The sequence below is a fragment of the Streptomyces sp. NPDC027672 genome, assembly GCF_055566335.1.
Window position 1 is genome coordinate 280,595 of sequence record NZ_JBVHSO010000006.1, and the last position, 22,675, is coordinate 303,269.

General features: G+C 73.7%; 24 protein-coding genes. 21 read left to right on the forward strand and 3 right to left on the reverse strand.

What is annotated here, in order from left to right; genetic code table 11:
• The first annotated feature begins 72 nt into the window (after nucleotides 1-72).
• Complete coding sequence (locus ACZ4SV_RS17125; protein WP_468005129.1) at nucleotides 73-324, forward strand: hypothetical protein; 252 nt, start codon at nucleotides 73-75, stop codon at nucleotides 322-324.
• Complete coding sequence (locus ACZ4SV_RS17130; protein ID WP_365875528.1) at nucleotides 321-656, forward strand: hypothetical protein; 336 nt, start codon at nucleotides 321-323, stop codon at nucleotides 654-656. Before ACZ4SV_RS17125 ends, ACZ4SV_RS17130 begins: the two co-directional genes overlap by 4 nt.
• A gap of 177 nt (nucleotides 657-833) precedes the next feature.
• On the opposite strand, the gene ACZ4SV_RS17135 is transcribed toward ACZ4SV_RS17130, so the two are convergent.
• Nucleotides 834-1,247: a pyridoxamine 5'-phosphate oxidase family protein gene (locus ACZ4SV_RS17135; protein ID WP_397936294.1), complete on the reverse strand. Its 414-nt coding sequence runs from the start codon at nucleotides 1,245-1,247 to the stop codon at nucleotides 834-836.
• Between the two features lie 124 nt (nucleotides 1,248-1,371).
• On the opposite strand from ACZ4SV_RS17135, the gene clpB reads away from it, so the two are divergent.
• Together clpB and ACZ4SV_RS17145 are read left to right on the forward strand one after the other, a co-directional pair.
• Nucleotides 1,372-3,969, forward strand: coding sequence for an ATP-dependent chaperone ClpB (gene clpB / locus ACZ4SV_RS17140; RefSeq protein WP_397936293.1), 2,598 nt, complete (start codon nucleotides 1,372-1,374; stop codon nucleotides 3,967-3,969).
• A 113-nt stretch (nucleotides 3,970-4,082) separates the two neighbouring features.
• Nucleotides 4,083-4,613, forward strand: a complete 531-nt coding sequence (locus ACZ4SV_RS17145) for a type III secretion system chaperone family protein (protein WP_365875534.1) — start codon at nucleotides 4,083-4,085, stop codon at nucleotides 4,611-4,613.
• A 53-nt stretch (nucleotides 4,614-4,666) separates the two neighbouring features.
• Here the strand turns inward: ACZ4SV_RS17145 and ACZ4SV_RS17150 are convergent, their stop codons facing one another.
• A complete protein-coding gene (locus ACZ4SV_RS17150) occupies nucleotides 4,667-5,110 on the reverse strand; it encodes an aminotransferase class I/II-fold pyridoxal phosphate-dependent enzyme (RefSeq protein ID WP_468005133.1) in 444 nt (147 codons plus the stop codon).
• Between ACZ4SV_RS17150 and ACZ4SV_RS17155 the strand changes: the two genes are divergently transcribed.
• The 3 genes from ACZ4SV_RS17155 to ACZ4SV_RS17165 all read left to right on the forward strand — a co-directional run bounded on the left by ACZ4SV_RS17155 (nucleotide 4,998) and on the right by ACZ4SV_RS17165 (nucleotide 6,810).
• Nucleotides 4,998-5,552, forward strand: coding sequence for a Uma2 family endonuclease (locus ACZ4SV_RS17155; protein WP_468005135.1), 555 nt, complete (start codon nucleotides 4,998-5,000; stop codon nucleotides 5,550-5,552). The genes ACZ4SV_RS17150 and ACZ4SV_RS17155 overlap by 113 nt on opposite strands.
• Nucleotides 5,553-5,943: 391 nt before the next feature.
• Complete coding sequence (locus ACZ4SV_RS17160; protein WP_468005137.1) at nucleotides 5,944-6,330, forward strand: hypothetical protein; 387 nt, start codon at nucleotides 5,944-5,946, stop codon at nucleotides 6,328-6,330.
• 69 nt (nucleotides 6,331-6,399) lie between these two features.
• Nucleotides 6,400-6,810, forward strand: coding sequence for a hypothetical protein (locus ACZ4SV_RS17165; RefSeq protein ID WP_468005139.1), 411 nt, complete (start codon nucleotides 6,400-6,402; stop codon nucleotides 6,808-6,810).
• Between the two features lie 62 nt (nucleotides 6,811-6,872).
• Here the strand turns inward: ACZ4SV_RS17165 and ACZ4SV_RS17170 are convergent, their stop codons facing one another.
• Complete coding sequence (locus ACZ4SV_RS17170; RefSeq protein WP_468005141.1) at nucleotides 6,873-8,063, reverse strand: pyridoxal phosphate-dependent aminotransferase; 1,191 nt, start codon at nucleotides 8,061-8,063, stop codon at nucleotides 6,873-6,875.
• A gap of 140 nt (nucleotides 8,064-8,203) precedes the next feature.
• Between ACZ4SV_RS17170 and ACZ4SV_RS17175 the strand changes: the two genes are divergently transcribed.
• The 14 genes from ACZ4SV_RS17175 (at nucleotide 8,204) to ACZ4SV_RS17240 (ending at nucleotide 22,664) form a co-directional block, all read left to right on the forward strand.
• Entirely contained in the window at nucleotides 8,204-8,551 is a 348-nt protein-coding gene (locus ACZ4SV_RS17175) for a hypothetical protein (protein ID WP_468005143.1), read from the forward strand.
• A gap of 418 nt (nucleotides 8,552-8,969) precedes the next feature.
• Nucleotides 8,970-9,512, forward strand: coding sequence for a DUF2617 family protein (locus tag ACZ4SV_RS17180; protein WP_365875539.1), 543 nt, complete (start codon nucleotides 8,970-8,972; stop codon nucleotides 9,510-9,512).
• Nucleotides 9,513-9,632: 120 nt separating this feature from the next.
• Entirely contained in the window at nucleotides 9,633-11,255 is a 1,623-nt protein-coding gene (locus ACZ4SV_RS17185) for a polyamine aminopropyltransferase (RefSeq protein WP_468005145.1), read from the forward strand.
• A gap of 81 nt (nucleotides 11,256-11,336) precedes the next feature.
• Nucleotides 11,337-12,449, forward strand: a complete 1,113-nt coding sequence (locus ACZ4SV_RS17190) for an SRPBCC family protein (RefSeq protein ID WP_468005147.1) — start codon at nucleotides 11,337-11,339, stop codon at nucleotides 12,447-12,449.
• Between the two features lie 45 nt (nucleotides 12,450-12,494).
• A complete protein-coding gene (locus ACZ4SV_RS17195; RefSeq protein ID WP_365875545.1) occupies nucleotides 12,495-13,283 on the forward strand; it encodes an aldose epimerase family protein in 789 nt (262 codons plus the stop codon).
• A gap of 10 nt (nucleotides 13,284-13,293) precedes the next feature.
• The gene (gene pyrE / locus ACZ4SV_RS17200) at nucleotides 13,294-13,842 is read left to right on the forward strand and encodes an orotate phosphoribosyltransferase (protein ID WP_365875547.1); all 549 of its coding nucleotides are present in this window, start codon (nucleotides 13,294-13,296) and stop codon (nucleotides 13,840-13,842) included.
• Nucleotides 13,843-13,985: 143 nt separating this feature from the next.
• On the forward strand, nucleotides 13,986-15,017 hold the full coding sequence (gene fbaA / locus ACZ4SV_RS17205) for a class II fructose-bisphosphate aldolase (RefSeq protein ID WP_365875549.1): 1,032 nt from the start codon (nucleotides 13,986-13,988) through the stop codon (nucleotides 15,015-15,017).
• Between the two features lie 65 nt (nucleotides 15,018-15,082).
• Complete coding sequence (locus tag ACZ4SV_RS17210; protein ID WP_468005150.1) at nucleotides 15,083-16,579, forward strand: MFS transporter; 1,497 nt, start codon at nucleotides 15,083-15,085, stop codon at nucleotides 16,577-16,579.
• A gap of 188 nt (nucleotides 16,580-16,767) precedes the next feature.
• Nucleotides 16,768-17,181 carry a DUF3151 domain-containing protein gene (locus tag ACZ4SV_RS17215; RefSeq protein WP_365942101.1) on the forward strand — a complete coding sequence of 138 codons (414 nt, stop codon included), beginning with the start codon at nucleotides 16,768-16,770 and terminating at the stop codon, nucleotides 17,179-17,181.
• Between the two features lie 174 nt (nucleotides 17,182-17,355).
• On the forward strand, nucleotides 17,356-18,204 hold the full coding sequence (locus ACZ4SV_RS17220) for a tryptophan 2,3-dioxygenase family protein (protein ID WP_365879394.1): 849 nt from the start codon (nucleotides 17,356-17,358) through the stop codon (nucleotides 18,202-18,204).
• The gene (gene kynU / locus ACZ4SV_RS17225; protein ID WP_468005152.1) at nucleotides 18,197-19,381 is read left to right on the forward strand and encodes a kynureninase; all 1,185 of its coding nucleotides are present in this window, start codon (nucleotides 18,197-18,199) and stop codon (nucleotides 19,379-19,381) included. Before ACZ4SV_RS17220 ends, kynU begins: the two co-directional genes overlap by 8 nt.
• Before the next feature lie 208 nt (nucleotides 19,382-19,589).
• The gene (locus ACZ4SV_RS17230; RefSeq protein ID WP_468005154.1) at nucleotides 19,590-20,504 is read left to right on the forward strand and encodes an alpha/beta hydrolase family protein; all 915 of its coding nucleotides are present in this window, start codon (nucleotides 19,590-19,592) and stop codon (nucleotides 20,502-20,504) included.
• Between the two features lie 142 nt (nucleotides 20,505-20,646).
• Nucleotides 20,647-22,002, forward strand: coding sequence for a sensor histidine kinase (locus ACZ4SV_RS17235; RefSeq protein WP_468005156.1), 1,356 nt, complete (start codon nucleotides 20,647-20,649; stop codon nucleotides 22,000-22,002).
• Nucleotides 21,999-22,664, forward strand: coding sequence for a response regulator (locus tag ACZ4SV_RS17240; RefSeq protein ID WP_397936276.1), 666 nt, complete (start codon nucleotides 21,999-22,001; stop codon nucleotides 22,662-22,664). The genes ACZ4SV_RS17235 and ACZ4SV_RS17240 overlap by 4 nt, the downstream gene beginning before the upstream one ends.
• The last annotated feature ends 11 nt before the right edge of the window (nucleotides 22,665-22,675 follow it).

The following is a 22,675-nucleotide window of genomic DNA, read 5'->3' on the forward strand; positions in this document are numbered from 1 at the left end:
TGGGCCATCGTCGTATCCGGACGGGGGAGAGGTGACCTTCACATGAGGACGAAGCCGACTATGCATAAGACAATGCTTCGCTCGGCGCTTGTCGCCGCCTTCTCCGCCGCCTTGGCCTTCGGCGCACTGACCGGTCATGCGGAGGCGAAGGATGCTGTCGCGCAGGACAGCAGTTGGCGCGTACAGGCCGCTGCCGGCGCCGGTGCCGGCGACAGCAGCTGGGTGATCGCGGCAGCCGGGACCCCGGGCGACAGCTCCTGGGTCGCGCCCGCGGACAGTTCCTGGGTCGCCCCCGCCGACAGCAGTTGGGCCGTGCGGTCATGACCACTCCACCCGACGACCGTTCCTTCCGGCGCGAGATGGCCACCGCCTACCGCTCCGGCTGGCACTTCATCGACCTGGTCACCGCCATCCCCCACAGTGGTGACTCGTTGATGGTGACGGTGTTCGGCGAGCCGGTCGTCGTCACGCGGGACGACGACGGAGACGTACGGGCGTTCCGGTGTCTGCGCAGGCCGCGCGGCGCGCCCCAGCCGGTGCGCTGTGCCATCCGGTACGGAATGATCTTTGTGAACCTGGACCAGCGGGACCACCGGCTGACCGAGCCGGTGGAGTCCGACCTGAGGACCATCTCGGCCACCCCCCGCAGTGCCTGACGCGATTCCCCCGTCGTAAAAGATCGCTCAGGCGCTTCCCCCCGCAGCGGCGTCACCGTGACCTGAACACGGTGACGCCGCTGCAGTTTGCGGGGAGATTTCGAGGTATGCCGCCATTTCCAGGGTGGCTGAAAATCGACTGTGCAGGCTGGGAGCCCCTGCTTCTCCGGCCGGGTGTCAGCCGTGGCCCAGGGTCCGCTCGACCTCGATCTCGATCACCACGCGGGCCGGATTGGGGCGCGGCACGCGCGCGTAGCGCTCGGCGTAGCGCCGTTCCGCCTCCGCCACCCGGTCCGGCTCGGTGCGCACCCGCGCCCGCCCCTCCAGCGTCGCCCAGCGCCGGCCGTCCACCTGGCACACCGCGACCCGGGCGCCCGCCTCCCCGGCCGCCCGCACATGCCGGGCCTTCGCGCTGGTGCCGCTGGTGATCACCCGGGCCAGCCGGGCCTCCGCGTCGTAGGTCACGCCCACCGGCACCACGTGCGGGCTGCCGTCGGGGCGCAGGGTCGTGAGCGTGCACAGGTGCCGTTCGCGCCAGAAGGCGAGGTACGGCTCGTCCGGAGCGGCCGGATCCATGGAATGCCTGGTCATGCGCGCAACCTAGCCCGGAACCCCTCCCCGGCGAACCTTGAGCGGAATAGACTCAACTTTGTGTACGCTGATGTAGTCAGCGCCACTCGCAGGAAGTGCCAGGACGAGGAGGAGAACGGACACCGTGGATGCCGAGCTGACCAACCGGAGCCGGGACGCGATCAACGCGGCGAGTCAGCGCGCCGTGACCGAGGGGCACCCGGACCTGACCCCCGCCCACCTGCTGCTGGCCCTGCTCCAGGGGCAGGACAACGAGAACATCACCGACCTGCTCGCGGCCGTCGGCGCCGACCAGGCGGCTGTACGCTCCGCCGCCGAGCGCGTCCTGGCCGGCCTGCCCAGCGTGACCGGGTCCACCGTCGCCCCGCCGCAGCCCAACCGGGACCTGCTGGCCGTGATCGCCGACGCCGGCGAGCGCGCCCGGGAGCTGGGCGACGAGTACCTGTCCACCGAGCACCTGCTGATCGGCATCGCCGCGAAGGGCGGTGCGGCCGGCGACCTGCTCAAGGGGCAGGGCGCCGAGGCGAGGAAACTGCTGGAGGCCTTCCGCAAGGCCAGGGGAGGACGCCGCGTGACCACCGCCGATCCCGAGGGCCAGTACAAGGCCCTGGAGAAGTTCGGCACCGACTTCACCGCCGCGGCCCGCGAGGGCCGGCTGGACCCCGTCATCGGGCGGGACCAGGAGATCCGGCGGGTGGTGCAGGTGCTGAGCCGCCGTACCAAGAACAACCCCGTCCTCATCGGCGAGCCCGGAGTCGGCAAGACCGCCGTGGTGGAGGGGCTGGCCCAGCGGATCGTCAAGGGCGACGTGCCCGAGTCGCTGAAGGACAAGCGGCTCGTCGCGCTCGACCTCGGCGCGATGGTGGCCGGCGCCAAGTACCGCGGCGAGTTCGAGGAGCGCCTGAAGGCCGTCCTCGCCGAGATCAAGGACTCCGACGGGCAGGTCATCACCTTCATCGACGAGCTGCACACCGTCGTGGGCACCGGCGCCGGCGGGGACTCCGCCATGGACGCGGGCAACATGCTCAAGCCCATGCTCGCCCGCGGTGAGCTGCGCATGGTCGGCGCCACCACGCTGGACGAGTACCGGGAGCGGATCGAGAAGGACCCGGCGCTGGAACGCCGCTTCCAGCAGGTGCTGGTCGCCGAGCCCACCGTCGAGGACACCATCGCCATCCTGCGCGGGCTCAAGGGCCGCTACGAGGCCCACCACAAGGTACAGATCGCCGACAGCGCGCTGGTGGCCGCCGCCACCCTGTCCGACCGCTACATCACCTCCCGCTTCCTGCCCGACAAGGCCATCGACCTCGTCGACGAGGCGGCCTCCCGGCTGCGCATGGAGATCGACTCCTCGCCCGTCGAGATCGACGAACTCCAGCGCGCCGTCGACCGGCTGCGGATGGAGGAGCTGGCGATCGCCAAGGAGACCGACCCGGCCTCCGTCGCCCGCCTGGAGAAGCTGCGCCGCGACCTCGCCGACAAGGAGGAGGAGCTGCGCGGGCTCACCGCCCGCTGGGAGAAGGAGAAGCAGTCCCTCAACCGGGTCGGCGAGCTGAAGGAGAAGCTGGACGACCTGCGCGGCCAGGCCGAGCGCGCCCAGCGCGACGGCGACTTCGACACCGCGGCCAAGCTGCTGTACGGCGAGATCCCGCAGCTCGAGAAGGAGCTGGAGGCCGCCTCCGCCGCCGAGGAGGAGGTCGCCCGGGACACCATGGTCAAGGAGGAGGTCGGCTCCGACGACATCGCCGACGTGGTCGGCGCCTGGACCGGCATCCCGGCCGGGCGGCTGCTGGAGGGCGAGACGCAGAAGCTGCTGCGCATGGAGGAGGAGCTGGGCAAGCGGCTCATCGGCCAGAGCGAGGCCGTGCGGGCGGTCTCGGACGCCGTACGGCGCTCGCGGGCGGGAATCGCCGACCCGGACCGGCCCACCGGCTCGTTCCTCTTCCTCGGCCCGACCGGTGTCGGCAAGACCGAGCTGGCCAAGGCGCTCGCGGACTTCCTCTTCGACGACGAGCGGGCCATGGTCCGCGTCGACATGTCGGAGTACGGCGAGAAGCACAGCGTGGCCCGCCTGGTCGGCGCGCCTCCCGGCTACATCGGCTACGAGGAGGGCGGCCAGCTCACCGAGGCGGTGCGCCGGCGCCCGTACAGCGTGGTGCTCCTGGACGAGGTGGAGAAGGCCCACCCGGAGGTCTTCGACATCCTGCTCCAGGTGCTCGACGACGGCCGGCTGACGGACGGCCAGGGCCGCACGGTCGACTTCCGCAACACGATCCTGGTGCTCACCTCCAACCTGGGCAGCCAGTTCCTGATGGACCCGCTGAGCAGCGAGGAGCAGAAGCGGGAGCAGGTGCTGGAGGTGGTCCGGGCCTCCTTCAAGCCCGAGTTCCTCAACCGGCTGGACGACCTGGTGGTCTTCTCCGCGCTGACCAAGCCCGAGCTGGAGCGGATCGCCGGGCTGCAGATCGGCCGGCTGGCCCGGCGGCTGGCCGAGCGGCGGCTCACGCTGGACGTCACGCCCGCGGCGCTGGCCTGGCTGGCGGAGGAGGGCCTGGACCCGGCCTACGGCGCCCGGCCGCTGCGCCGGCTGGTGCAGACCGCCATCGGCGACCGGCTGGCCCGCGAGATCCTCTCCGGGGAGATCACGGACGGCGACACGGTCCGCGTGGACCGCTTCGGCGACGGCCTGCTGGTCGGACCGGACACCGGCAAGACACTCTGACCGCGCGTTCCCCCTCCGACCCGCCGGTTCAGGGCCGACCGGCGGGTCGGGGCTTGCCACGCCCCTCCCCGCATGGGGGAGGATGGCGGCATCCGCATGAAGGGAAAAACACGGTGAGCATCGACCCGTCCTCCATTCCGAACTTCGGGGGCCAGCCCGAACCGCAGCCCCAGGGACCGGCGGGCCCCGTCCTCCCGGATCAGGACCTGGTGAAGCAGCTTCTCGACCAGATGGAACTGAAGTACGTCGTGGACGAGGAGGGTGACCTCGCCGCGCCGTGGGAGCAGTTCCGCACCTACTTCATGTTCCGTGGCGAGGACGAACAGGCCATCTTCTCGGTGCGGACCTTCTACGACCGCCCGCACAAGATCGACGAGAAGCCGCAGATCCTGGAGTCCATCGACGACTGGAACCGCCGCACCCTGTGGCCCAAGGTGTACACCCACACCCACGACGACGGCACCGTCCGGCTGATCGGCGAGGCCCAGATGCTGATCGGCACGGGCGTCGACATCAACCACTTCGTCTCCTCCACGGTCAGCTGGGTGCGGGCCGCGATCGAGTTCGACAAGTGGCTGGCCGAGCAGTTGGGCCTGGAGCAGGAGGCCGACGACTCCGGCACGCCGGAAGAAGACGGCGAGTAACAGCCGTCCCGGCCGGCCCGGGGGCCTCACGCCCCGGGCCGGTCCCGCCGCGCTCACATGCGCCGCAGCCGCTCCGCCGCCTCCCGCAGCACCTCTTCCCGCTTGCAGAAGGCGAAGCGCACGAACGGCGCCCCCGCCTCCCGGTCGTCGTAGAAGACCGCGTTCGGGATGGCCACCACGCCCGCCCGCTCGGGCAGGGCGCGGCAGAACGCGAAGCCGTCCTTCTCGCCGAGGGAGCGGATGTCGGTGGTGATGAAGTAGGTCCCGGCCGGCCGGAGCACCGTGAACCCCGCCTCCGTCAGCCCCCGCGCCAGGATGTCCCGGCGGGCCCGGTGACGCGGCACTGTCCGTCGTATCCTGACCACACACGGGAAGGAGCCGTCCATGAGCGTCGACGCGATCGTGCACACCGAGTTCCCCAAGGGGTACACGGTCCTGTTCGGGGCCGACGGAAAGGTGATCATGACCCCGCAGAGCGAAGAGCACTCCAGCACCATCAGGTCGATGCAGATCGACTCCGCTCTTGCCCTCGGCCGTCACGCGAAGGTCACCTCCGACGTCTACATCGACTTCCCCGCCGATGAGAACTCCGCCCCCGACCTCGCGATCCTGCGCGAGGACGCGCGCAGGGAAGGCAAGCGCTACAGCTTCGAGGACGTCCTGCTGATCTCCGAGGTCGTCTCGACCTCTTCCGCACGCAAGGACTACGACGACTGCACCGCGAAGTACGGCCGCTACGGCATCCCGATCTACCTGGTCGTGGACCCCTACGCCCAGGAAGTCGTCCTTCACACCCAGCCGACCGCCACCGGTTACATTGCGGCACACACCCACAAGTACGGCACCGGCAAGCTCCCCATCCACCTGGCCGACGGCCGCACTTTCACCCTCGACCTCGACGAGCTCCCGCGCCCGGAGCCCGAGGCGGACGCCCGCTGACGACGGACTCCCGGTGCGGCCAGGCCCGTGCCGTTCTGTGCAGTGAGTCCGTGCGGCGCAGTCCGGTTCGCCGCAACGAGGTTCGAATCCGAGGAGGAGTTCGAGGCGGCGCGTGGGCTGCTGGTCGACCGCCTGGTTCGGTGGGCCGGGGAACAGGGATCAGGGCCTGCCGCAGTTCGAAACACGCGTCGAAGGCAGACGTCCTGGATGACGTGCTGAACACGCTCTACAGCCTGCCGTACTCGATGCCCTGGCCACGGCTGCGCGACACGATACATCTGGCCTATCGGGCCTCCTTCCAGCTCGATGGCGGTTCGAGCACGCCGACCGGGACCTGCGCACGGTTCTCGACCTGCTGGACGACCTGGGCGCGATCGAGCGTGACCGTGGGATGGCCGATCCGGTGTTCCTCGACGTCGACCTCTCCGATGCCGGAGCCGAGATGCCCGCGGACATGCCGCCGGAGCTCGTGGAGCTGCTGGGCGTCGCGGGGGCGGCGACGGACCCGGCGGCGCGGGAGCGCGCCGATGCCCGGCGTGAGGAGCTGACCACCGGGCCGGTCGAGCTGATCCGTCTCACCGAGCTCGGTACCCGGGCCGTACGACAGCGGTTGCTGGCGGTCGGCAGGGACGCACCGCTGGTCGGTGAACTGGCCCGGGCGCCGGCGGCCGGCCTGCTGGGGGTGCCGGCTGAGGACTACCCCCGGATGCGGCCCGCGCTGAGCCGGCCGGCTGGATCACGGTCCGCGGCGAGCGAGAGGCCACACCGCGGCAACTGACCGTCGCCGCACCGACCATGTCGTTCCGCACGCGTGCGCAGGCGATGCTCGACGTGCTGCTGGCGGGGGTTGCCGGACGGTGAGGGCGAACGGCTGCTGCGTACGCTGCGTCGCGACACCCGGCTGGCGCCCCTGGCGCTGAACGCGCTGGCGCAACGCGAGCTGCTGTCTCCAGAGGACATGACCGATGCCGAGCAACTGCTGGTGCTCGCCGAGAGTCTGCTCCAGCTCGTGGAGTCGGCGGGTGGCGAGGACGGCGCCGAGGGGATGCTGCGCGCCCAGGGCTCCCAGGCCAGGGACGCGGTTGCCGCCGCGTTGGACTCCGCACACCCGGACCGGGCCGGACTCGACGAGCTCAGGCGGCTGGCGGCCCGTGCACTGGGTACCCACGACGCCCGCGCCCGGCCGGCGGAGGAGGGCTACTGCCCGATCACCACCTTCTTCGTGGAGCCCGGTGCGGGTTGTGTCCTTCGGAGCTGATATGCGTCTTCGCCGTCCCTGTCCTCCGTGATCAGGGTGCTGTCACGAGCCCGGCGGCGTGTTCAGGACACGAGGCGTTGAAGACGGCCGGTGGCCTCGCTGAGGACGTCGTCCCTCTTGCAGAAGGCGAAGCGGACCTGGCTGCGGCCGGCGTCGGGATCGTCGTAGAAGACGGAGTTGGGGATGGCGACGACGCCGCAGCGTTCGGGGAGCGCTCGACAGAAGGCGTAGGCGTCCTTCTCGCCGAGGGGGGCGATGTCGGTGGTGATGAAGTACGTGCCTTGGGGCTGGTAGACCTTGAACCCGGACGCGCGCAGGCCATCGCCGAGCAGGTCGCGCTTGCGGCGCAGGTCGGCGCGGAAGCCGTCGAAGTACGTCTCCGGCAGGGCGAGCGCCTCGGCGACCGCGTACTGGAAGGGGCCCGAGGCGACGTAGGTCAGGAACTGCTTGACCGAGCGGACCGCGCCGACCAGCTCCGGGGACCCGGTCACCCAGCCGACCTTCCAGCCCGTGAACGAGAAGGTCTTGCCCGCCGAGCCGATGCTCACCGTGCGCTCGCGCATCCCCGGGAAGGTGGCGAGCGGCAGGTGCTCGGCGCCGTCGAAGACCAGGTGCTCGTAGACCTCGTCGGTCATCACCAGCAGGTCCCGCTCCACCGCCAGCTCGGCGATCGCGGCCAGTTCCGCGCGGGTGAGGACGGTCCCGGTCGGGTTGTGCGGGGTGTTGATCAGCAGCAGCCGGGTGCGGTCGGTGACGGCCGCGCGCAGCTCGTCCAGGTCCAGCCGGAAGCCGTCCTCGTGCGGCCGGAGGGTCACCGGCACCCGCCGGCCGCCCGCCATCGCGATGCTCGCCGCGTAGGAGTCGTAGTACGGCTCCAGCGCGACGACCTCGTCGCCCGGCTCGACCAGGGCCAGCAGCGTGGCCGCGATCGCCTCCGTGGCGCCCGCCGTGACCAGTACCTCGGTGTCGGGGTCGTAGGACAGGCCGTAGCGGCGGAGCTGGTGCGCGGCGATCGCGGTGCGCAGCTCGGGGATGCCGGGGCCCGGCGGGTACTGGTTGCCGCGGCCGTCGCGCAGGGCCCGGACGGCCGCCTCCCGGATCTCCTCGGGGCCGTCGGTGTCCGGGAAGCCCTGGCCCAGGTTGATCGAACCGGTCGCCGTGGCCAGCGCCGACATCTCGGCGAAGATCGTGGTCCCGAACTCGGCGAGCCGGCGGTTGAGGTGAGGACGTGCGCTGGAGGTCATGCCGGTCATCCTGCGCGCAAGCTCTGGAGTTCCTCAACTCTGCTTTGGGCGCGATCCGGGCCGGGCATCTCCTCGGCACCGCGAGACGCGGTGACACGGCGAGGCGCCCACGGGGGGCCGCTTCGGGGGAACGGAAGGAGGGTGACGCCATGACCGAGGGCATCATCCTGGCGGTGTTCGCGCTGCTGGTGTTCACGGTGGGCCGGACCCGCCGCGGCCGGCGCGGCAGGCAGTCCGGCGGGGGCGGCGGACGGAACCGGGGGCGGCGCTGGTCGTCGTCGTCATCGTCGTCGTACGCGGGCAGCGCGGGGGCGGGTAGCTGGTGGGCCGGCGCCGGGGACTCCGGCTCGTCGGGCGGCGGCCACCACGGGCACCACGGCGGGCACGGGCACCACGGGGGCCACTCCTGCGGCGGGGGCCACTCCTGTGGCGGCGGCTCGTCCTGCGGCGGCGGATCGTCGTGCGGCGGCGGGGGCGGATGCGGGGGAGGCGGCTGACGGGGGCAGCCGGGCGCGGCTGACAGGGGGGCAGCCGCGCTTCCGGACATGGGGAAGCCGGGCTTCCGGACACGGGGGAGCCGGGCTTCCGGGGACGGGCAACCGGGCTTCCGGGGACGGGGGGCCGCGTCCGGGCCGCATCGCGCCGGGTGTGCGCCGGGTACGCCATCCGGCGGGCGCCCGGCGTCCGCGCATCCGCGCCCGGCGCACGCCGGGGTGGAACAGTTGAGCTGTGGAGCCCCCTGAGGGATGGAAACCCCCCAGAGTTGGGTAAAAACGCTGTGGCGTCACCGCTGTTCATGATTCCCTCTACTTCGCCAACGCAGCCCCTCGGATGCCCCTGACTGCCCCCTCCGGCCGGGCCGGCCGGGCTGACATGGCCGATCTCCCCCTTCTTGCGTGTTAGCGGAGCCGATCCATGCTCACGACCCTGAACACCTCCTACACCGATACGCGCGCTGCCGACCTCGCCTGGGCGCTGGGCCGCGAACCGCTGCCCGCCCTGGCCACCCTCGATCTCGAACTCACCGGCGCCAAGCTGCAGTTGCGGCTGCTCGGCGCGTCCCACCAGGTGCTCGTGGAGGAGGAGCGCGGCAACTGCTCGGAGACGGTCGCGTGCATCCCCGGCTCCAGCACCCCGCTGCCGCTGGGCGTCGCCAAGCGCGTCGACGACTGGGAGTACGAGTTCGCCGCCCGCGTGGAGGTGCTCACTCCCGGCTCGTTCGCCGGCCGCGCCCAGGAGCTGCTGGCCCTCGTCTCCGACCATCCGCACGGTCTCGCCGGCGTCTTCCCGGGCAGCCCGCACGCCTTCACCGCGATGCTGGCCCAGCGGCGCGAGGGTCAGGTGCACTGGCGCACCTGGCACGCCTACCCGCAGGACGGGCAGCTCGTGGCCACCCGGACCCGGGTCGGGGCGCGGTCGCGGGCCGGATCGCGGACGCGGGTGACGCGCTCGGGCTGACCGGCGGGCAGGTCCGGGCCGACCGCTTTTCGGCGACATAAACCCGTTGTGCGTCAACCGCCCCTTCTTTCACACCTGCGGGTGACGTGGTGTGCCGGGTCAGTGACGTAACGTCACAGCGTGATCGCATCGCACGCCCCCGCGCCGCCGGGCGCCCCGCCCTGCCGGACCCGCCCCGCGCGGCTGCCCGTCCGGCCCGGCACCGGGCGGTTCCTGGTCCTCGTGTGCGTCTTCGTCTGCGCGGCCTGCGGACTCGTGTACGAACTGGAACTCGTCGCCTTCGCCTCGTACCTGACCGGCGACTCGGTCACCCAGGCATCCGTCGTGCTGTCCGTGATGGTGTTCGCCATGGGCCTCGGCTCCCTCGGCGCCAAGCGGCTGCGCCGGCACGCGGCGGCCGGGTTCGGCGCGCTCGAGTCGGTCCTCGCGCTGGTCGGCGGGTGCAGTGCCATGGCCCTGTACGCCGTGTTCGCCTGGACCGCCGGCTGGGGCGGGCCGTGGGCCGCCGGACCGCGCTGCCTGCTGGTCGCCTTCACCCTGGTCATCGGCCTGCTCATCGGCGCCGAGGTCCCGCTGCTGATGGAGCTGATCCAGCGCATCCGCCGGCAGGACGCGGGCGGCGCGGTGGCCGACCTGTTCGCGGCGGACTACGTGGGCGCCCTCGTCGGCGGCCTCGCCTTCCCCTTCCTCCTGCTGCCCTGCCTCGGCCAGCTGACCGGGGCGCTGCTGACCGGCACGGTCAACGTGGTCGCGGGCGGCACGCTGGTCCTCGGCCTGTTCCGGCGCGACCTCACCCGCGGCGCCCGCCGGACCCTCCTCGTCACCGGCCTCGCCGTCCTCGGCGTCCTCACCGCCGCCGCCCTCCTCGCCGGCGACTTCGAACGCGCCGCCCGGCACGCCGTGTACGGCGCGGACGTCCGGGTGGCGGTGCGCACCGACGTCCAGGAGGTCGTCCTGGCCGGCGGCACCCGCGGCCGGCCCCTCGGCCTCTTCCTCGACGGCCGGTTACGGGTCGACGGCCGGAACGAGCACCGCTACCACGAGGCCCTGGTCCACCCGGCCCTCACCGGCCCGCACGCGCGGGTGCTGATCCTCGGCGGCGGCGACGGGCTGGCCGCCCGCGAGGTGCTGCGCCACCGCACGGTGCGCCGCGTGGATGTCGTGGAACTCGACCCCGGCCTGGTGGACCTGGCCCGCCGCGACCCCGGTCTGGCCGCCGCCAACGCGCACGCCTTCGCCGACCCGCGCGTCCACGTCACCACCGCCGACGCGCTCGCCTGGCTGCGCCGGGCGCGCGTACCCGCGTACGACGTCGTGATCAGCGACCTGCCCGACCCCGGCATCACGGCCGGCGCCAAGCTGTACTCCCAGGAGTTCTACGGCCTGGTCCGCCGGGTGCTGGCCCCGGACGGCCGCCTGGTGGTGCACGCCGGTCCGCTCACCGCCCGGCCCCGCGCCTTCTGGACCGTCGCCGCGACCCTCCGCGCGGCCGGCCTCGCCGCCTCGCCCTACCGCGTCCCCGGCCACGACCCGGGCGCCGCCCCGGGCCCCGGCCGCTCGCCGGGCGCGCCGGACTGGGGCTTCCTGCTGGCGGGCCGGGGACCGGTCCCGCCGGTCCCGCGGCTGGGCTCCTGGCGGCCCGGCACCCTCACCCCGGCCGGGCTGGCGGCGGACGTCCGGGCGGCCGGACGGACCCGGATCGGCGGCCTGCCGGCGTCCACGCTGGCGCACCCGCGGTACTGAGCGCGCACCGGCCGCGGCCTGCTGCCTCCGGGTGACCGGGTTCGGGTGAGTTCCGGCCCCGAGTGGGTAGGCTCCCCGACCATGGAGCACCAGGTCTTCGTCCCGGCCCCCACCGACAGGCTCGGCGCCGCGCTGACCGACCCCGCTCGCGTGGCCCGCGCCGTCCCCGGCCTGCACCAGGACGCCGGTGCGGAACCGGTCGCCGGGCGGCTGAAGCTCCGCGTCGGCGGCCACTCCGTCACCTACCGGGGCACGGCCCGCGTGACCCGCCGCGAGGACGGCGCGTACACCGTGACGGCCGAGGCCACGGAGGCCCGCGGCGCCGGCTCGGTCTCGCTGGCCCTGACCCTGCGCCTGGCGGACGCCGAGGGCGGCTGCACGGTCACGGTCGAGGGCACGGCGGACACGGCCGGCCGCATCACGGAACTGCCCGCGGAGACGGTCGCGTCGGCGGCGGCCAGGCTGCTGAGCCGGTTCCTGGAGGCGCTGGCCACGGAGGAGGACCCGGCCGAGGACCCGGACGAGGACCCGGCGGACGACGAGGGCTCGGCGGACGACGAGGGCCCAGCGGACGGCGAGGGTTCGCCGGAGGGCGAGGGTCCGGCCGCCGGTGAGCACGTGACCGACGCGGACGAGGGCCTGACCGACGCGGACGAGAACCCGGCGGACGGCGGAGCCGCGGACGAGGACGCGTCCCGCCCGGGCGGCGAGGACGTGGCCCAGCCACCGGACCGGGCCCCGGACACGGGCACCGCCGAGCAGTCGCAGCCCCCCGCCGGTGCCGCCCCCCGCCCCTCCGTCTTCGACACCGAGGTCCCTCCGCCCGCCCTCGATCCGGCGACGGACGACGACGCAGCCGACACCGACACCGCCGCCACCGGAACCGGCAGCGCCACCGGCAGCGGCACCGGCGTCCGCGGCGGTGACGGCCACCGCCCCGCCCACCCGGACGGCCTCGCCGAGGACTTCGCCGACACCGGCGAACCGCCCGCCGAGGCCGCGCACGCCCGCCGCACGATGATCGGCCGCAGCGCCGAGGAGGTCGACCACGCCCCGCCGCGCGGCCGGTACGCCCCCGTGCCCGCCCCGCAGGCCGGCAGCGGCCACCCGGTCCTGCGCTGGGCGGCCCCCGCCGCCGCGGTGGCCCTCGCCTCGGCGATCGTGGTCTCCCGCGCCCTGCGCAGACGACGCTGAACGTCCTGCGTACACCGCCCCGGACAGCCCGCTAGGGTCGGTCGGGTGAGCAACGAAGACATCACGCTGACCGCGGGTGAAGCGGAAGTACGCGTCAGTCCCGCAGGCGGCGGCCGGATCAGCGGGCTCAAGGTCGGCGACCTGGAACTGCTGCGGCAGGGCCCCCGCTTCGGCTGCTTCCCGATGGTGCCCTGGTGCGGCCGGACCCGGGACGGCCGCTTCCTGGACGGCGGCACCGTGCGCCGCATGCCGCTGAACGCCCCGCCGCACGCCATCCACGGCACCGCGCGCGACGGCGCCTGGCGCACCGCGCGCGTCTCGGCGGACGAGGCGGTGATCACGTACGAGCTGACCGAGCCCTGGCCGCACCCCGGCCGCGTCACCCAGGTCGTCGCGCTCGCCGAGGACAGCCTGACGCTGACCATGTCCGTGGAGACGTACGAGGACTCCTTCCCGGCGCAGCTCGGCTGGCATCCGTGGTTCCAGCGGAACCTCGGCGGCGCGGACGTGCGGCTCGACTTCAAGGCGGCCTGGCAGGAGGAGCGCGGCGCCGACCACCTGCCCACCGGCAACCGGATCGCCCCGGAACCCGGCCCGTGGGACGACTGCTTCGGCATGCCCGGCGGAGTCGACGTCACCCTGACCTGGCCCGGCCGGCTCCAGCTGAAGGTGGCCAGCCGGGAGGAGTGGGTGGTGGTCTACGACGAGCAGGCCGAGGCCGTCTGCGTCGAGCCGCAGACCGGGCCGCCCAACGGCCTGAACACCCTTCCGCGCCTGGTCACCCCGCTGGACCCGCTGGAGGCGAGCACCACCTGGACCTGGCGGCGCCTCTAAGCTGGTCGCCATGACGGACGTACGTGGCGCACTGCTGCAGCAGATCAAGGACAAGGCCGTGGTGCACGGCAAGGTGACCCTCTCCTCCGGTCTGGAGGCCGACTACTACGTCGACCTGCGCCGCGTGACCCTCGACGGCGAGGCCGCCCCGCTGGTCGGCCAGGTGCTGCTGGACCTGACCGCCGACCTGGAGTTCGACGCGGTCGGCGGGCTCACCATGGGCGCCGACCCGGTCGCCGCCGCCATGCTGCACGCCGCCGCGGCGCGCGGCCGGCGGCTGGACGCCTTCGTGGTCCGCAAGGCCGCCAAGGCGCACGGGCTCCAGCGGCGCGTGGAGGGCCCGGACATCGCGGGCCGCCGGGTCCTGGTGGTGGAGGACACCTCCACCACCGGCGGTTCCCCGCTGACCGCCGTGGAGGCCGTGCGGGAGGCCGGGGCCGAGGTCGTCGCCGTCGCCACCATCGTGGACCGGGCGACCGGAGCCGCTCAGAAGATCGAGGCCGGTGCGGGTGTTCCCTACCGGTTCGCCTTCTCGAAGGACGAACTGGGTCTGGACTGACGCCCGCAAGCACCGGTTTCCACCGGCGCGTGGACCATCGGCTCAGGTCTGGGAAGATGGGGCCGACGATGACGTCGCCCCCCAGGTCTAGGTCAGGGCCGTAGCACGCAGAACGCCAACCCGCACACCCAAGGAGCGGACAGATGCCCATCGCAACCCCCGAGGTCTACAACGAGATGCTCGACCGGGCGAAGGCAGGCAAGTTCGCCTACCCGGCCATCAACGTGACCTCGTCGCAGACCCTGAACGCGGCGCTGCGCGGCTTCGCCGAGGCCGAGAGCGACGGCATCGTCCAGATCTCTACCGGCGGGGCCGAGTTCCTCGGCGGCCAGTACAGCAAGGACATGGTGACGGGCGCGGTCGCCCTCGCCGAGTACGCGCACATCCTGGCCGAGAAGTACCCGGTCAACATCGCGCTGCACACCGACCACTGCCCGAAGGACAAGCTGGACGGGTACGTGCGTCCGCTGATCGCGGTCTCCGAGGAGCGCGTGAAGGCCGGCCGCAACCCGCTGTTCCAGTCGCACATGTGGGACGGTTCGGCCGAGACCCTCGCCGACAACCTCGCCATCGCCCAGGAGCTGCTGGAGCGCACCCGCGCCGCCAAGATCATCCTCGAGGTGGAGATCACCCCGACCGGCGGCGAGGAGGACGGTGTCACGCACGAGATCAACGACGAGCTGTACACCACGGTCGACGACGCGATCCGCACCGCCGAGGCGCTGGGCCTGGGCGAGAAGGGCCGCTATCTGCTGGCCGCCTCCTTCGGCAACGTGCACGGCGTGTACAAGCCGGGCAACGTCGTGCTCCGCCCCGAGCTGCTGAAGGAGCTGAACGACGGCGTCGCCGCCAAGTTCGGCAAGGCCGCTTCCCCCGGCCCCTTCGACTTCGTCTTCCACGGCGGCTCCGGCTCCAGCGAGCAGGAGATCCAGACGGCGCTGGAGAACGGCGTGGTGAAGATGAACATCGACACCGACACCCAGTACGCCTTCACCCGGCCGGTCGCCGCGCACATGTTCCAGAACTACGACGGCGTCCTGAAGGTCGACGGCGAGGTCGGCAACAAGAAGGCCTACGACCCGCGCACCTGGGGCAAGCTGGCCGAGGCGAGCATGGCCGCGCGTGTCCTCCAGGCCACGCAGCACCTGCGCTCGGCGGGCAACAAGATCAAGTAAGCGCGCGCGGTACCCGGCGGGCCCGGCGGCTGTCCAAGCCGCCGGGCCCGCTGTATACCTGGGGCATGCCCGGTGTCCGGCTGGCCTCGTCCCGGGGCCGGTGGCTGCTGTTCACCACGGTCCTCGGGTCCGGCATGGTGATGCTGGACTCCACGGTCGTCAACGTCGCCCTGCCGCGCATCGGCCGTGATCTGCACGCGAGCCTCGCCGCCCTCCAGTGGACGGTCAACGCGTACCTGGTGACGCTGGCCGGCCTGATCCTGCTCGGCGGCTCGCTCGGCGACCGGTACGGCCGCCGGAAGGTCTTCGTGCTCGGCGTCGCCGCGTTCGCCGCGGCCTCCCTGCTGTGCGGGCTCGCCCCGACCCCGGGCGTGCTGATCGCGGCGCGCGCGGTGCAGGGGGTCGGCGGCGCCCTGTTGACGCCCGGCTCGCTCGCGCTCATCCAGGCGTCCTTCCACCCCGACGACCGCGGGCGGGCGGTCGGCCTGTGGTCCGGCTTCGGCGGGATCGGCGCGGCCGTCGGCCCGTTCCTCGGCGGCTGGCTGGTGTCCGGGCCCGGCTGGCGCTGGGTGTTCCTGCTGAACGTGCCGCTGGCGGTGCTGTGCGTGCCGGTCGCGCTGCGGCACGTGCCGGAGTCCGCCGGCCGGCGGGCCCACGGCCGCTTCGACGTCCTCGGCGCGGTGCTGGGCGCGCTGGCCCTGGCCCTGCTGACGTACGCCCTCATCGAGGCCCGCGCGGGCCTGCTGCCGGTGGCCGTGACCGGGGCGGCGGGCCTGGCCGCCGCGGTGGCCTTCGGGTACGTCGAGACGCACCGCGCGGAGCCGATGCTGCCGCCGGACATCTTCGCCGGCCGCCAGTTCACGGCGGTCAACCTGGTCACGGTGTGCGTGTACGCGGCCTTCGGCGGCTTCTTCTTCCTCACCGCGCTCCAGCTCCAGGTGGTGGCGGGCTACTCGCCGCTGGCCGCCGGCACGGCCCTGCTGCCCACCACCGCGCTGATGCTGCTGTTCTCGGCCCGCTCGGGCGCGCTGGCCGACCGCACCGGCCCCCGGCTGCCGCTGACCGCCGGTCCGCTGCTGTGCGCGGCGGGGACGCTGCTGATGCTGCGGGTGGGGCAGGACGCCGACTACCCGAGGGACGTCCTGCCCGCGCTGCTGGTGCTGGGCGCCGGCATGGTCACCCTGGTCGCGCCCCTGACGGCCACGGTCCTCGCCTCCGTCGACACCGCGCGGGCGGGCCTGGCCAGCGGGGTCAACAACGCGGCGGCGCGCGCGGCGGGCCTGCTGGCCGTGGCGGCGCTGCCGCTGCTGACGGGGATGGGCCCGCAGGCGTACCGGTCGCCCACGGCGTTCGACGCGGCGTACGACCGGGCGATGCCGCTCTGCGCGGGTGCGCTGGTGCTGGGCGCGGTCCTGGCCTTCGCCCTGGTCCGCCGCCCGGCCGTGGACCGCCCCCGCCCGGAGTGCCGGACCCACGGCCAGGTGACGGCCCCGCCGCTGGAGGGGGAGCCGCCGGAGGGCGGGCGCGAGCGCCGGGGCGGACAGCGGGCGGACGGGGGCTGACCGGGCTTCCCGGGGCCCGGAAGGCTCCGGACGCGGCTGCGGTCACCTCCGGACGCGGGTTGCGGTCACCTCGGTACCCGGCCGCGGCCGCCGCCGTACCGGCCGCGGTGACCGCCGTACCCGGCCGTGCTCACCGCCGTACCCGGCCGTGGGAGCCCGTCGCCGTGCCCGTACGCCACACTGAACCCATGACGATTCACGAGAACCTCCTCGGCGGCCCGCCCCCGACCCGGCTGCCCGACGACCCCGGGCCCCGCGAGGCCCTGGCGGCCGGCACCCCGCCCGCGGACGTCGCCGCCAAGCACCCCACCTCCTCCCTCGCCTGGGCCCAGTTGGCCGACGAGGCGTTCGAGCGGGGCTCGGTCGTGGAGTCGTACGCCTACGCCCGTACGGGTTACCACCGCGGTCTGGACGCCCTGCGCCGCAACGGCTGGAAGGGCCACGGCCCGGTGCCCTGGGAGCACGAGCCGAACCGCGGCTTCCTGCGCGCCCTGCACGGCCTCGCCCGCGCCGCCCAGGCGATCGGCGAGCAGGAGGAGTACGAGCGCTGCTCGCAGTTCCTGAAGGACTCCTCGCCGGCGGCGGCCCAGACCCTGGGCTGACCCGCACGGGTGCCACCGGAGTCGCCGTGATCACACCGGTGAAGGCCCGTCTGGCGACAGGCGGGCCTTGCCGTCCCCCGGGGCATTGCGCAGGATGGCGGGGTGGGGACCGGGGCCCCCGTGCCGGCATCGGCAGGGGCGGACCGCTACCCGGAGTAACAACAGGAGACAGCGATGTCCCAACAGGCTCACCCCCCTCACCAGGCCGCTGAGCCCGAGACCCCGAACCTGGATTTCGCGGGGACGACGCCGTACGAGGACTACGTCAAGGCCGACGTGCTCACCCACCTCCAGCACCTCCTCTCCGACGATCCCGCGGAGATGGTCTTCCTGGTGACCACCCAGGTCATGGAGCTGTGGTTCACGGTGATCGTGCACGAGTGGGAGACGGCCGCCCGGGCGCTCCGCTCGGACGACGTGCCGGCCGCGCTCGCCGCGCTGAAGCGGTCCACGCGCGAACTGGAGGCCCTGAACGCCTCCTGGAAGCCGCTCGGACAGCTGACCCCGGCCCAGTTCAACGCCTACCGCGGCGCGCTCGGCGAGGGGTCCGGCTTCCAGTCGGCGATGTACCGGCGGCTGGAGTTCCTGCTCGGCGAGAAGTCCGCCTCCATGCTCGTCCCGCACCGCGGCGCCCCGCGCGTCCACGCGGAGCTGGAGAAGGCACTGCACGAGCCGAGCCTGTACGACGAGGCGGTACGGCTCCTCGCGCGCCGCGGCCACGCCGTACCCGACGCCGTGCTGGACCGGGAGGTCTCCGCGCGGTACGAGCCCTCGGACGCCGTGGAGGACGCCTGGGCCGCCGTCTACGCGGGCGACCCGGACGACGAACTGGCCCGGCTGGGCGAGGCGCTGACGGACGTGGCGGAGCTGGTGTGGCGGTGGCGCAACGACCACCTGGTGGCCACCCGGCGCGCGATGGGCGCCAAGTCCGGCACGGGCGGCTCCGCCGGCGTGGCCTGGCTGGAGAAGCGGGCCCGCAAGAACGTGTTCCCCGAGCTGTGGACGGCGAGGTCCCATGTCTGAACTGTCCCTGCACGCCGAGAAGCTGGACGCGGCGGACGACCTCGCGCCGCTGCGGGACCGCTTCGTCCTGGACGACGTGGTCTATCTGGACGGCAACTCGCTGGGCGCCCTGCCCGCGCACGTCCCCGGCCGGCTGGCGGACGTGGTGCGCCGCGAGTGGGGCGAACTGCGCATCCGCTCCTGGGAGGAGAGCGGCTGGTGGACGGCGCCCGAGCGGGTCGGCGACCGGATCGCCCCGCTGGTGGGCGCGGCGCCCGGCCAGCTCGTCGTCGGCGACTCGACCAGCGTCAACGTCTTCAAGGCGCTGGTCGCGGCGGTCCGCATGGCGGAGGACGGCCGTGACGAGATCCTGGTCGACGCCACGACCTTCCCCACGGACGGCTACATCGCCGAGTCGGCGGCCCGGCTGACCGGCCGCACCCTGCGCGCCGTGACCCCGGCCGAGGTGCCGGGCGCGCTGAGCGGGCGCACCGCCGCGGTGCTGCTCAACCACGTCGACTACCGCACCGGCCGGCTGCACGACCTGCCGGCGCTCACCGCCGCGGTCCACGCCGCGGGCGCCCTCGCGGTGTGGGACCTGTGCCACAGCGCGGGCGCGCTGCCGGTCGGCCTGGACGAGCACGGCGTCGACCTCGCGGTGGGCTGCACCTACAAGTACCTGAACGGCGGCCCGGGTTCACCGGCGTACCTGTATGTGCGCCGGGAACTCCAGGACCGCTTCGACTCGCCGCTGCCGGGCTGGAACTCGCACTCCGAGCCGTTCGGGATGAGCCCCGCCTACGCCCCGGCGCCGGGTGCCCTGCGCGGCCGGGTCGGCACGCCGGACATCCTCTCGCTGCTCGCGCTGGAGGCCGCCCTCGACGTCTGGGACGGGGTGTCCGTGGCCGCCGTCCGCGCCAAGTCCCTGGCGCTGACGGACTTCTTCCTGCGGTGCGTGGCCGAGTACACCGAGCCCGGCCGGGTGGAGTGCGTGACGCCCGAGCGGCATGCGGAGCGGGGCAGCCAGATCGCCCTGCGCTGTCCGGACGCGGGCGAGGTGATGAAACGCCTGATCGCCCGCGGGGTGGTCGGCGACTTCCGCCACCCCGACATCCTCCGCTTCGGCTTCACCCCGCTCTACCTGGGCTTCCGCGAGACGGAGCGGGCGGTGCGGGTGCTGGCGGAGGAGCTGGCGTAGGGGAGCGGACCGGGCGGGCACGGGCGCCGGACAGGCAGGGCGCGCCCGTGCCCGCCCCTCCCGTCACCGTGCGTGACATTCCGGTGTCCCCGCATGTCACCGGCCTGGTACCGTCCCCGCCAACGGCCGGGCCCGCACCCGGTCCGCCGTCCCTTCCCGCAGCGGCCCGAGCCCGGGAGGGACCCCATCGTCGCTGAGAGGTTGGAGCATGCCGGACGACGCCGCAGCAGCCCGCGCCGCCGCCGAGGAGGAGTCGGCCTTCTCGCACGCGCCGGTCGGTCCGGACGCCACCGCCGCGTACGGCGACCACCCCGACCAGGTGATCGACTTCTACGCCCCCCGCTCCGGCCCGGGCACCGCCGCTCCCGCGTACCCCGCCCCGCTGGTCGTCGTCCTGCACGGCGGGGCCTGGCGCGCCCGCCACGACCGCCGCCACGTCACCCCCTTCGCGGACTACCTGGCCCGCCGGGGGTTCGCGGTGGCCAACGTCGAGTACCGGCGCGGAGGCACGCCGCTGATCCCGGCGCAGCCCACCGGGTCGGAGGCGGACGACGTGCCGCCCGCCGGGCGCTGGCCCGACACCTTCGACGACGTGGCGGCGGCCCTGGACGCCCTGCCCGCGCTGGTCCGCCGGGCGCTGCCGCAGGCGGACGCCCGCCGCACGGTGCTGACCGGCCACTCGGCGGGCGGCCACCTCGCGCTGTGGGCGGCGGCCCGGCACGTGCTGCCCGCGGACGCCCCCTGGCGGACCGCCGGCCCGGCGCCGCTGCGCGGGGTGGTCGCGCTCGCGCCCATCGCGGATCTGGAGGTGGCGGAGAAGCTGGCGGTGTGCGCGCACGCGTCCCGGCAACTGCTGGGCGGGCGCGAGGCGTTCACCGGGCGCCGGGCCTATGCGGACCCGGCGCTGCTGCTGCCGACCGGTATCGCCACGACCCTGGTCCAGGGCCGGGCCGACCTGGTGGTGCCGCATCCGGTGGCCGAGTCGTACGCGGAGGCGGCGGCGAGGGCGGGGGAGGTGGTGGGGCTGACGCTGCTGGAGGACGTGGGCCACTTCCCGCTGATCGACCCGGCGGCGGACGCCTGCGCGGTGGTGGCCGAGGAGATCGCCCAACTGGCCTGGTGACAGCCCGTAGTGCCTGACGGGCCTGGTGACAGCCCGCAGTGCCTGACCGGCCTGGTGACAGCCCGTAGTACCTGAGGAGGACGCCCGAAGACCCCTCTCCAAGGGGACGACCGGGCCCCCGGCCCGCGCCTACCGTCTTCCCGTGACCGAGACGACGCATACGCAGACCACACCGCCGAGGGCGGCCGGACGGCCCCGCAGTCCGGAGCTCCGGCTGGTCGCCGACGCCCTGCGCGGACTGCGGCAGGACCTGTTCCAGGGGGCCTTCGCCTACCGCCCGCTGCCCCGCGCGGCCGTCGACGGCCCGCTCGCCCGCCACCTGTCCGCCCGCGCGCGGTGGTACGCGGCCTGGACCCCGCACCTGCTGGTGGCCGGCGCCGGCGTGGCCGCGATGTTCGCCAACGCGGCCGCGTTCCGCGAAGGCCAGGTGCCGCGGCTGCTGTACGGGTTCCTCGCGCTGGCCCCGGTGCTGCTGACCCTGGTCCGTCCGGTCGGCGCGTTCTGGCTGTCGCTGGCGGCGACCGCGGTCACCGCGGCGGCCGGCGACAGCTGGGACAGCTGGCCGTGGCTGCCCGGGAGCTTCCTCGCCCACGTCGTGGTGCTCACGGTCGTGGCGCTGCGCACCCGGCCGCGCGCCGCGGCCTGGATGTGGCTGCTGTCCGCGGTCTACGGCCTGTGGAGCGTGTCCGTCCTGGGCGCGAACCACTACCAGGTCGACGCGGCCCAGATGATCCTCCTGTCCGCGCTGCTCCTGCTGGCCGTCGCCGTGCGGCACATCCGCCGGCAGGCCCGGCAGGAGGTGACCGCCCAGCAGACGGTGACCGAGCACGAGCGCTCGCGCCGCACGCTGCTGGAGGAGCGCACCACGATAGCCCGCGAGCTGCACGACGTGGTCGCCCACCACATGTCGGTCGTCGCGATCCAGGCGGAGGCCGCGCCGTACCGGGTGCAGGACCCGCCGCCGGAGCTGGAGCAGGCGTTCGTCACCATCCGGGAGAACGCGGTGGCGGCCCTGACCGAGCTGCGCCGCGTCCTCGGAGTGGTCCGCGCCGAGGACTACGAGGCCCCGGACACCCCGCAGCCCACCCTGGCCGATCTGGACGGCCTGCTCGCCAACGTCCGGGAGGCCGGCGTGGCGGCGGAGAAGGCGGTGACCGGTGCGGTGCGGGAGCTGCCGCAGGGCGTGGAGCTGTCGGCGTACCGGATCGTGCAGGAGGCGCTCAGCAACACCCTGCGGCACGCGCCCGGGGCGAGCGCCCGGGTCGAGATCGGCTATGTCCTCGGCGGTCTGGGACTGCGCGTGGTCAACGGCCCGCCACCGGCTCCGCACCTGTCCAAGGCGTCCCCCGGCGCCGGGCACGGCATCACGGGCATGCGCGAGCGGGTCTCCATGCTGGACGGCGAGATGACGGCACAGGCCACGGCCGCGGGCGGCTACGAGGTGACGGTGTTCCTGCCGGTGCCGGCCGCGGTCCCGGCGGCCGGGGACGGGGCATGACGATCCGGGTGCTGGTCGCCGACGACCAGATGATGGTCCGGGAGGGCTTCTCGGTCCTGCTGAACGCGATGCCGGACATCGAGGTCGTGGGCGAGGCCGTCAACGGCCGGGAGGCGGTCGAGCGGGTCCGGGAGCTGGCTCCGGACGTGGTGCTGATGGACATCCGCATGCCGGAGCTGAACGGCATCGAGGCGACCCGGGAGATCGTCGCCGCGGACGCGTCGGCCAAGGTGCTGGTGCTGACCACGTTCGACCTGGACGAGTACGTGTACCAGGCGCTGCGCGCGGGCGCCTCCGGGTTCCTGCTCAAGGACGCCTCGGCCCGCCGGCTGGCGGACGGGGTGCGGGTGGTGGCGGCCGGCGAGGCGCTGCTGGCTCCCTCGGTCACCCGGCGGCTGATCACCGAGTTCTCCCGGCTGGCGGACAGCCCGCGGCTGACACCGGCGGCGCGGACGGCGTACGGGGAGCTGACGGAACGCGAGACGGAGGTGCTGGTGCTGATCGCCCGGGGTCTGTCGAACGCGGAGATCGCCGCCCGGCTGGTGGTGGCGGAGTCGACGATAAAGACCCATGTGAGCCGCGTGCTGGTCAAACTCGGCCTGCGCGACCGCACCCAGGCGGCGGTGTTCGCGTACGAGGCGAGGCTGGTCACACCCGGGTGAGCCCGGCTAGC

Coding starts and splice junctions, on each gene's coding strand:
- ACZ4SV_RS17240 (WP_397936276.1), top strand. CDS start 21,999: ATGACGATCCGGGTGCTGGTCGCCGACGACCAGATGATGGTCCGGGAG.
- ACZ4SV_RS17180 (WP_365875539.1), top strand. CDS start 8,970: ATGCTCACGACCCTGAACACCTCCTACACCGATACGCGCGCTGCCGAC.
- kynU (WP_468005152.1), top strand. CDS start 18,197: ATGTCTGAACTGTCCCTGCACGCCGAGAAGCTGGACGCGGCGGACGAC.
- pyrE (WP_365875547.1), top strand. CDS start 13,294: ATGACGGACGTACGTGGCGCACTGCTGCAGCAGATCAAGGACAAGGCC.
- fbaA (WP_365875549.1), top strand. CDS start 13,986: ATGCCCATCGCAACCCCCGAGGTCTACAACGAGATGCTCGACCGGGCG.
- ACZ4SV_RS17160 (WP_468005137.1), top strand. CDS start 5,944: ATGGCCGATCCGGTGTTCCTCGACGTCGACCTCTCCGATGCCGGAGCC.
- ACZ4SV_RS17220 (WP_365879394.1), top strand. CDS start 17,356: ATGTCCCAACAGGCTCACCCCCCTCACCAGGCCGCTGAGCCCGAGACC.
- ACZ4SV_RS17230 (WP_468005154.1), top strand. CDS start 19,590: ATGCCGGACGACGCCGCAGCAGCCCGCGCCGCCGCCGAGGAGGAGTCG.
- ACZ4SV_RS17125 (WP_468005129.1), top strand. CDS start 73: ATGCTTCGCTCGGCGCTTGTCGCCGCCTTCTCCGCCGCCTTGGCCTTC.
- ACZ4SV_RS17150 (WP_468005133.1), bottom strand. CDS start 5,110: ATGGTGCTGGAGTGCTCTTCGCTCTGCGGGGTCATGATCACCTTTCCG.
- ACZ4SV_RS17215 (WP_365942101.1), top strand. CDS start 16,768: ATGACGATTCACGAGAACCTCCTCGGCGGCCCGCCCCCGACCCGGCTG.
- ACZ4SV_RS17210 (WP_468005150.1), top strand. CDS start 15,083: ATGCCCGGTGTCCGGCTGGCCTCGTCCCGGGGCCGGTGGCTGCTGTTC.
- ACZ4SV_RS17170 (WP_468005141.1), bottom strand. CDS start 8,063: ATGACCGGCATGACCTCCAGCGCACGTCCTCACCTCAACCGCCGGCTC.
- ACZ4SV_RS17155 (WP_468005135.1), top strand. CDS start 4,998: ATGAGCGTCGACGCGATCGTGCACACCGAGTTCCCCAAGGGGTACACG.
- ACZ4SV_RS17130 (WP_365875528.1), top strand. CDS start 321: ATGACCACTCCACCCGACGACCGTTCCTTCCGGCGCGAGATGGCCACC.
- ACZ4SV_RS17175 (WP_468005143.1), top strand. CDS start 8,204: ATGACCGAGGGCATCATCCTGGCGGTGTTCGCGCTGCTGGTGTTCACG.
- ACZ4SV_RS17135 (WP_397936294.1), bottom strand. CDS start 1,247: ATGACCAGGCATTCCATGGATCCGGCCGCTCCGGACGAGCCGTACCTC.
- ACZ4SV_RS17190 (WP_468005147.1), top strand. CDS start 11,337: ATGGAGCACCAGGTCTTCGTCCCGGCCCCCACCGACAGGCTCGGCGCC.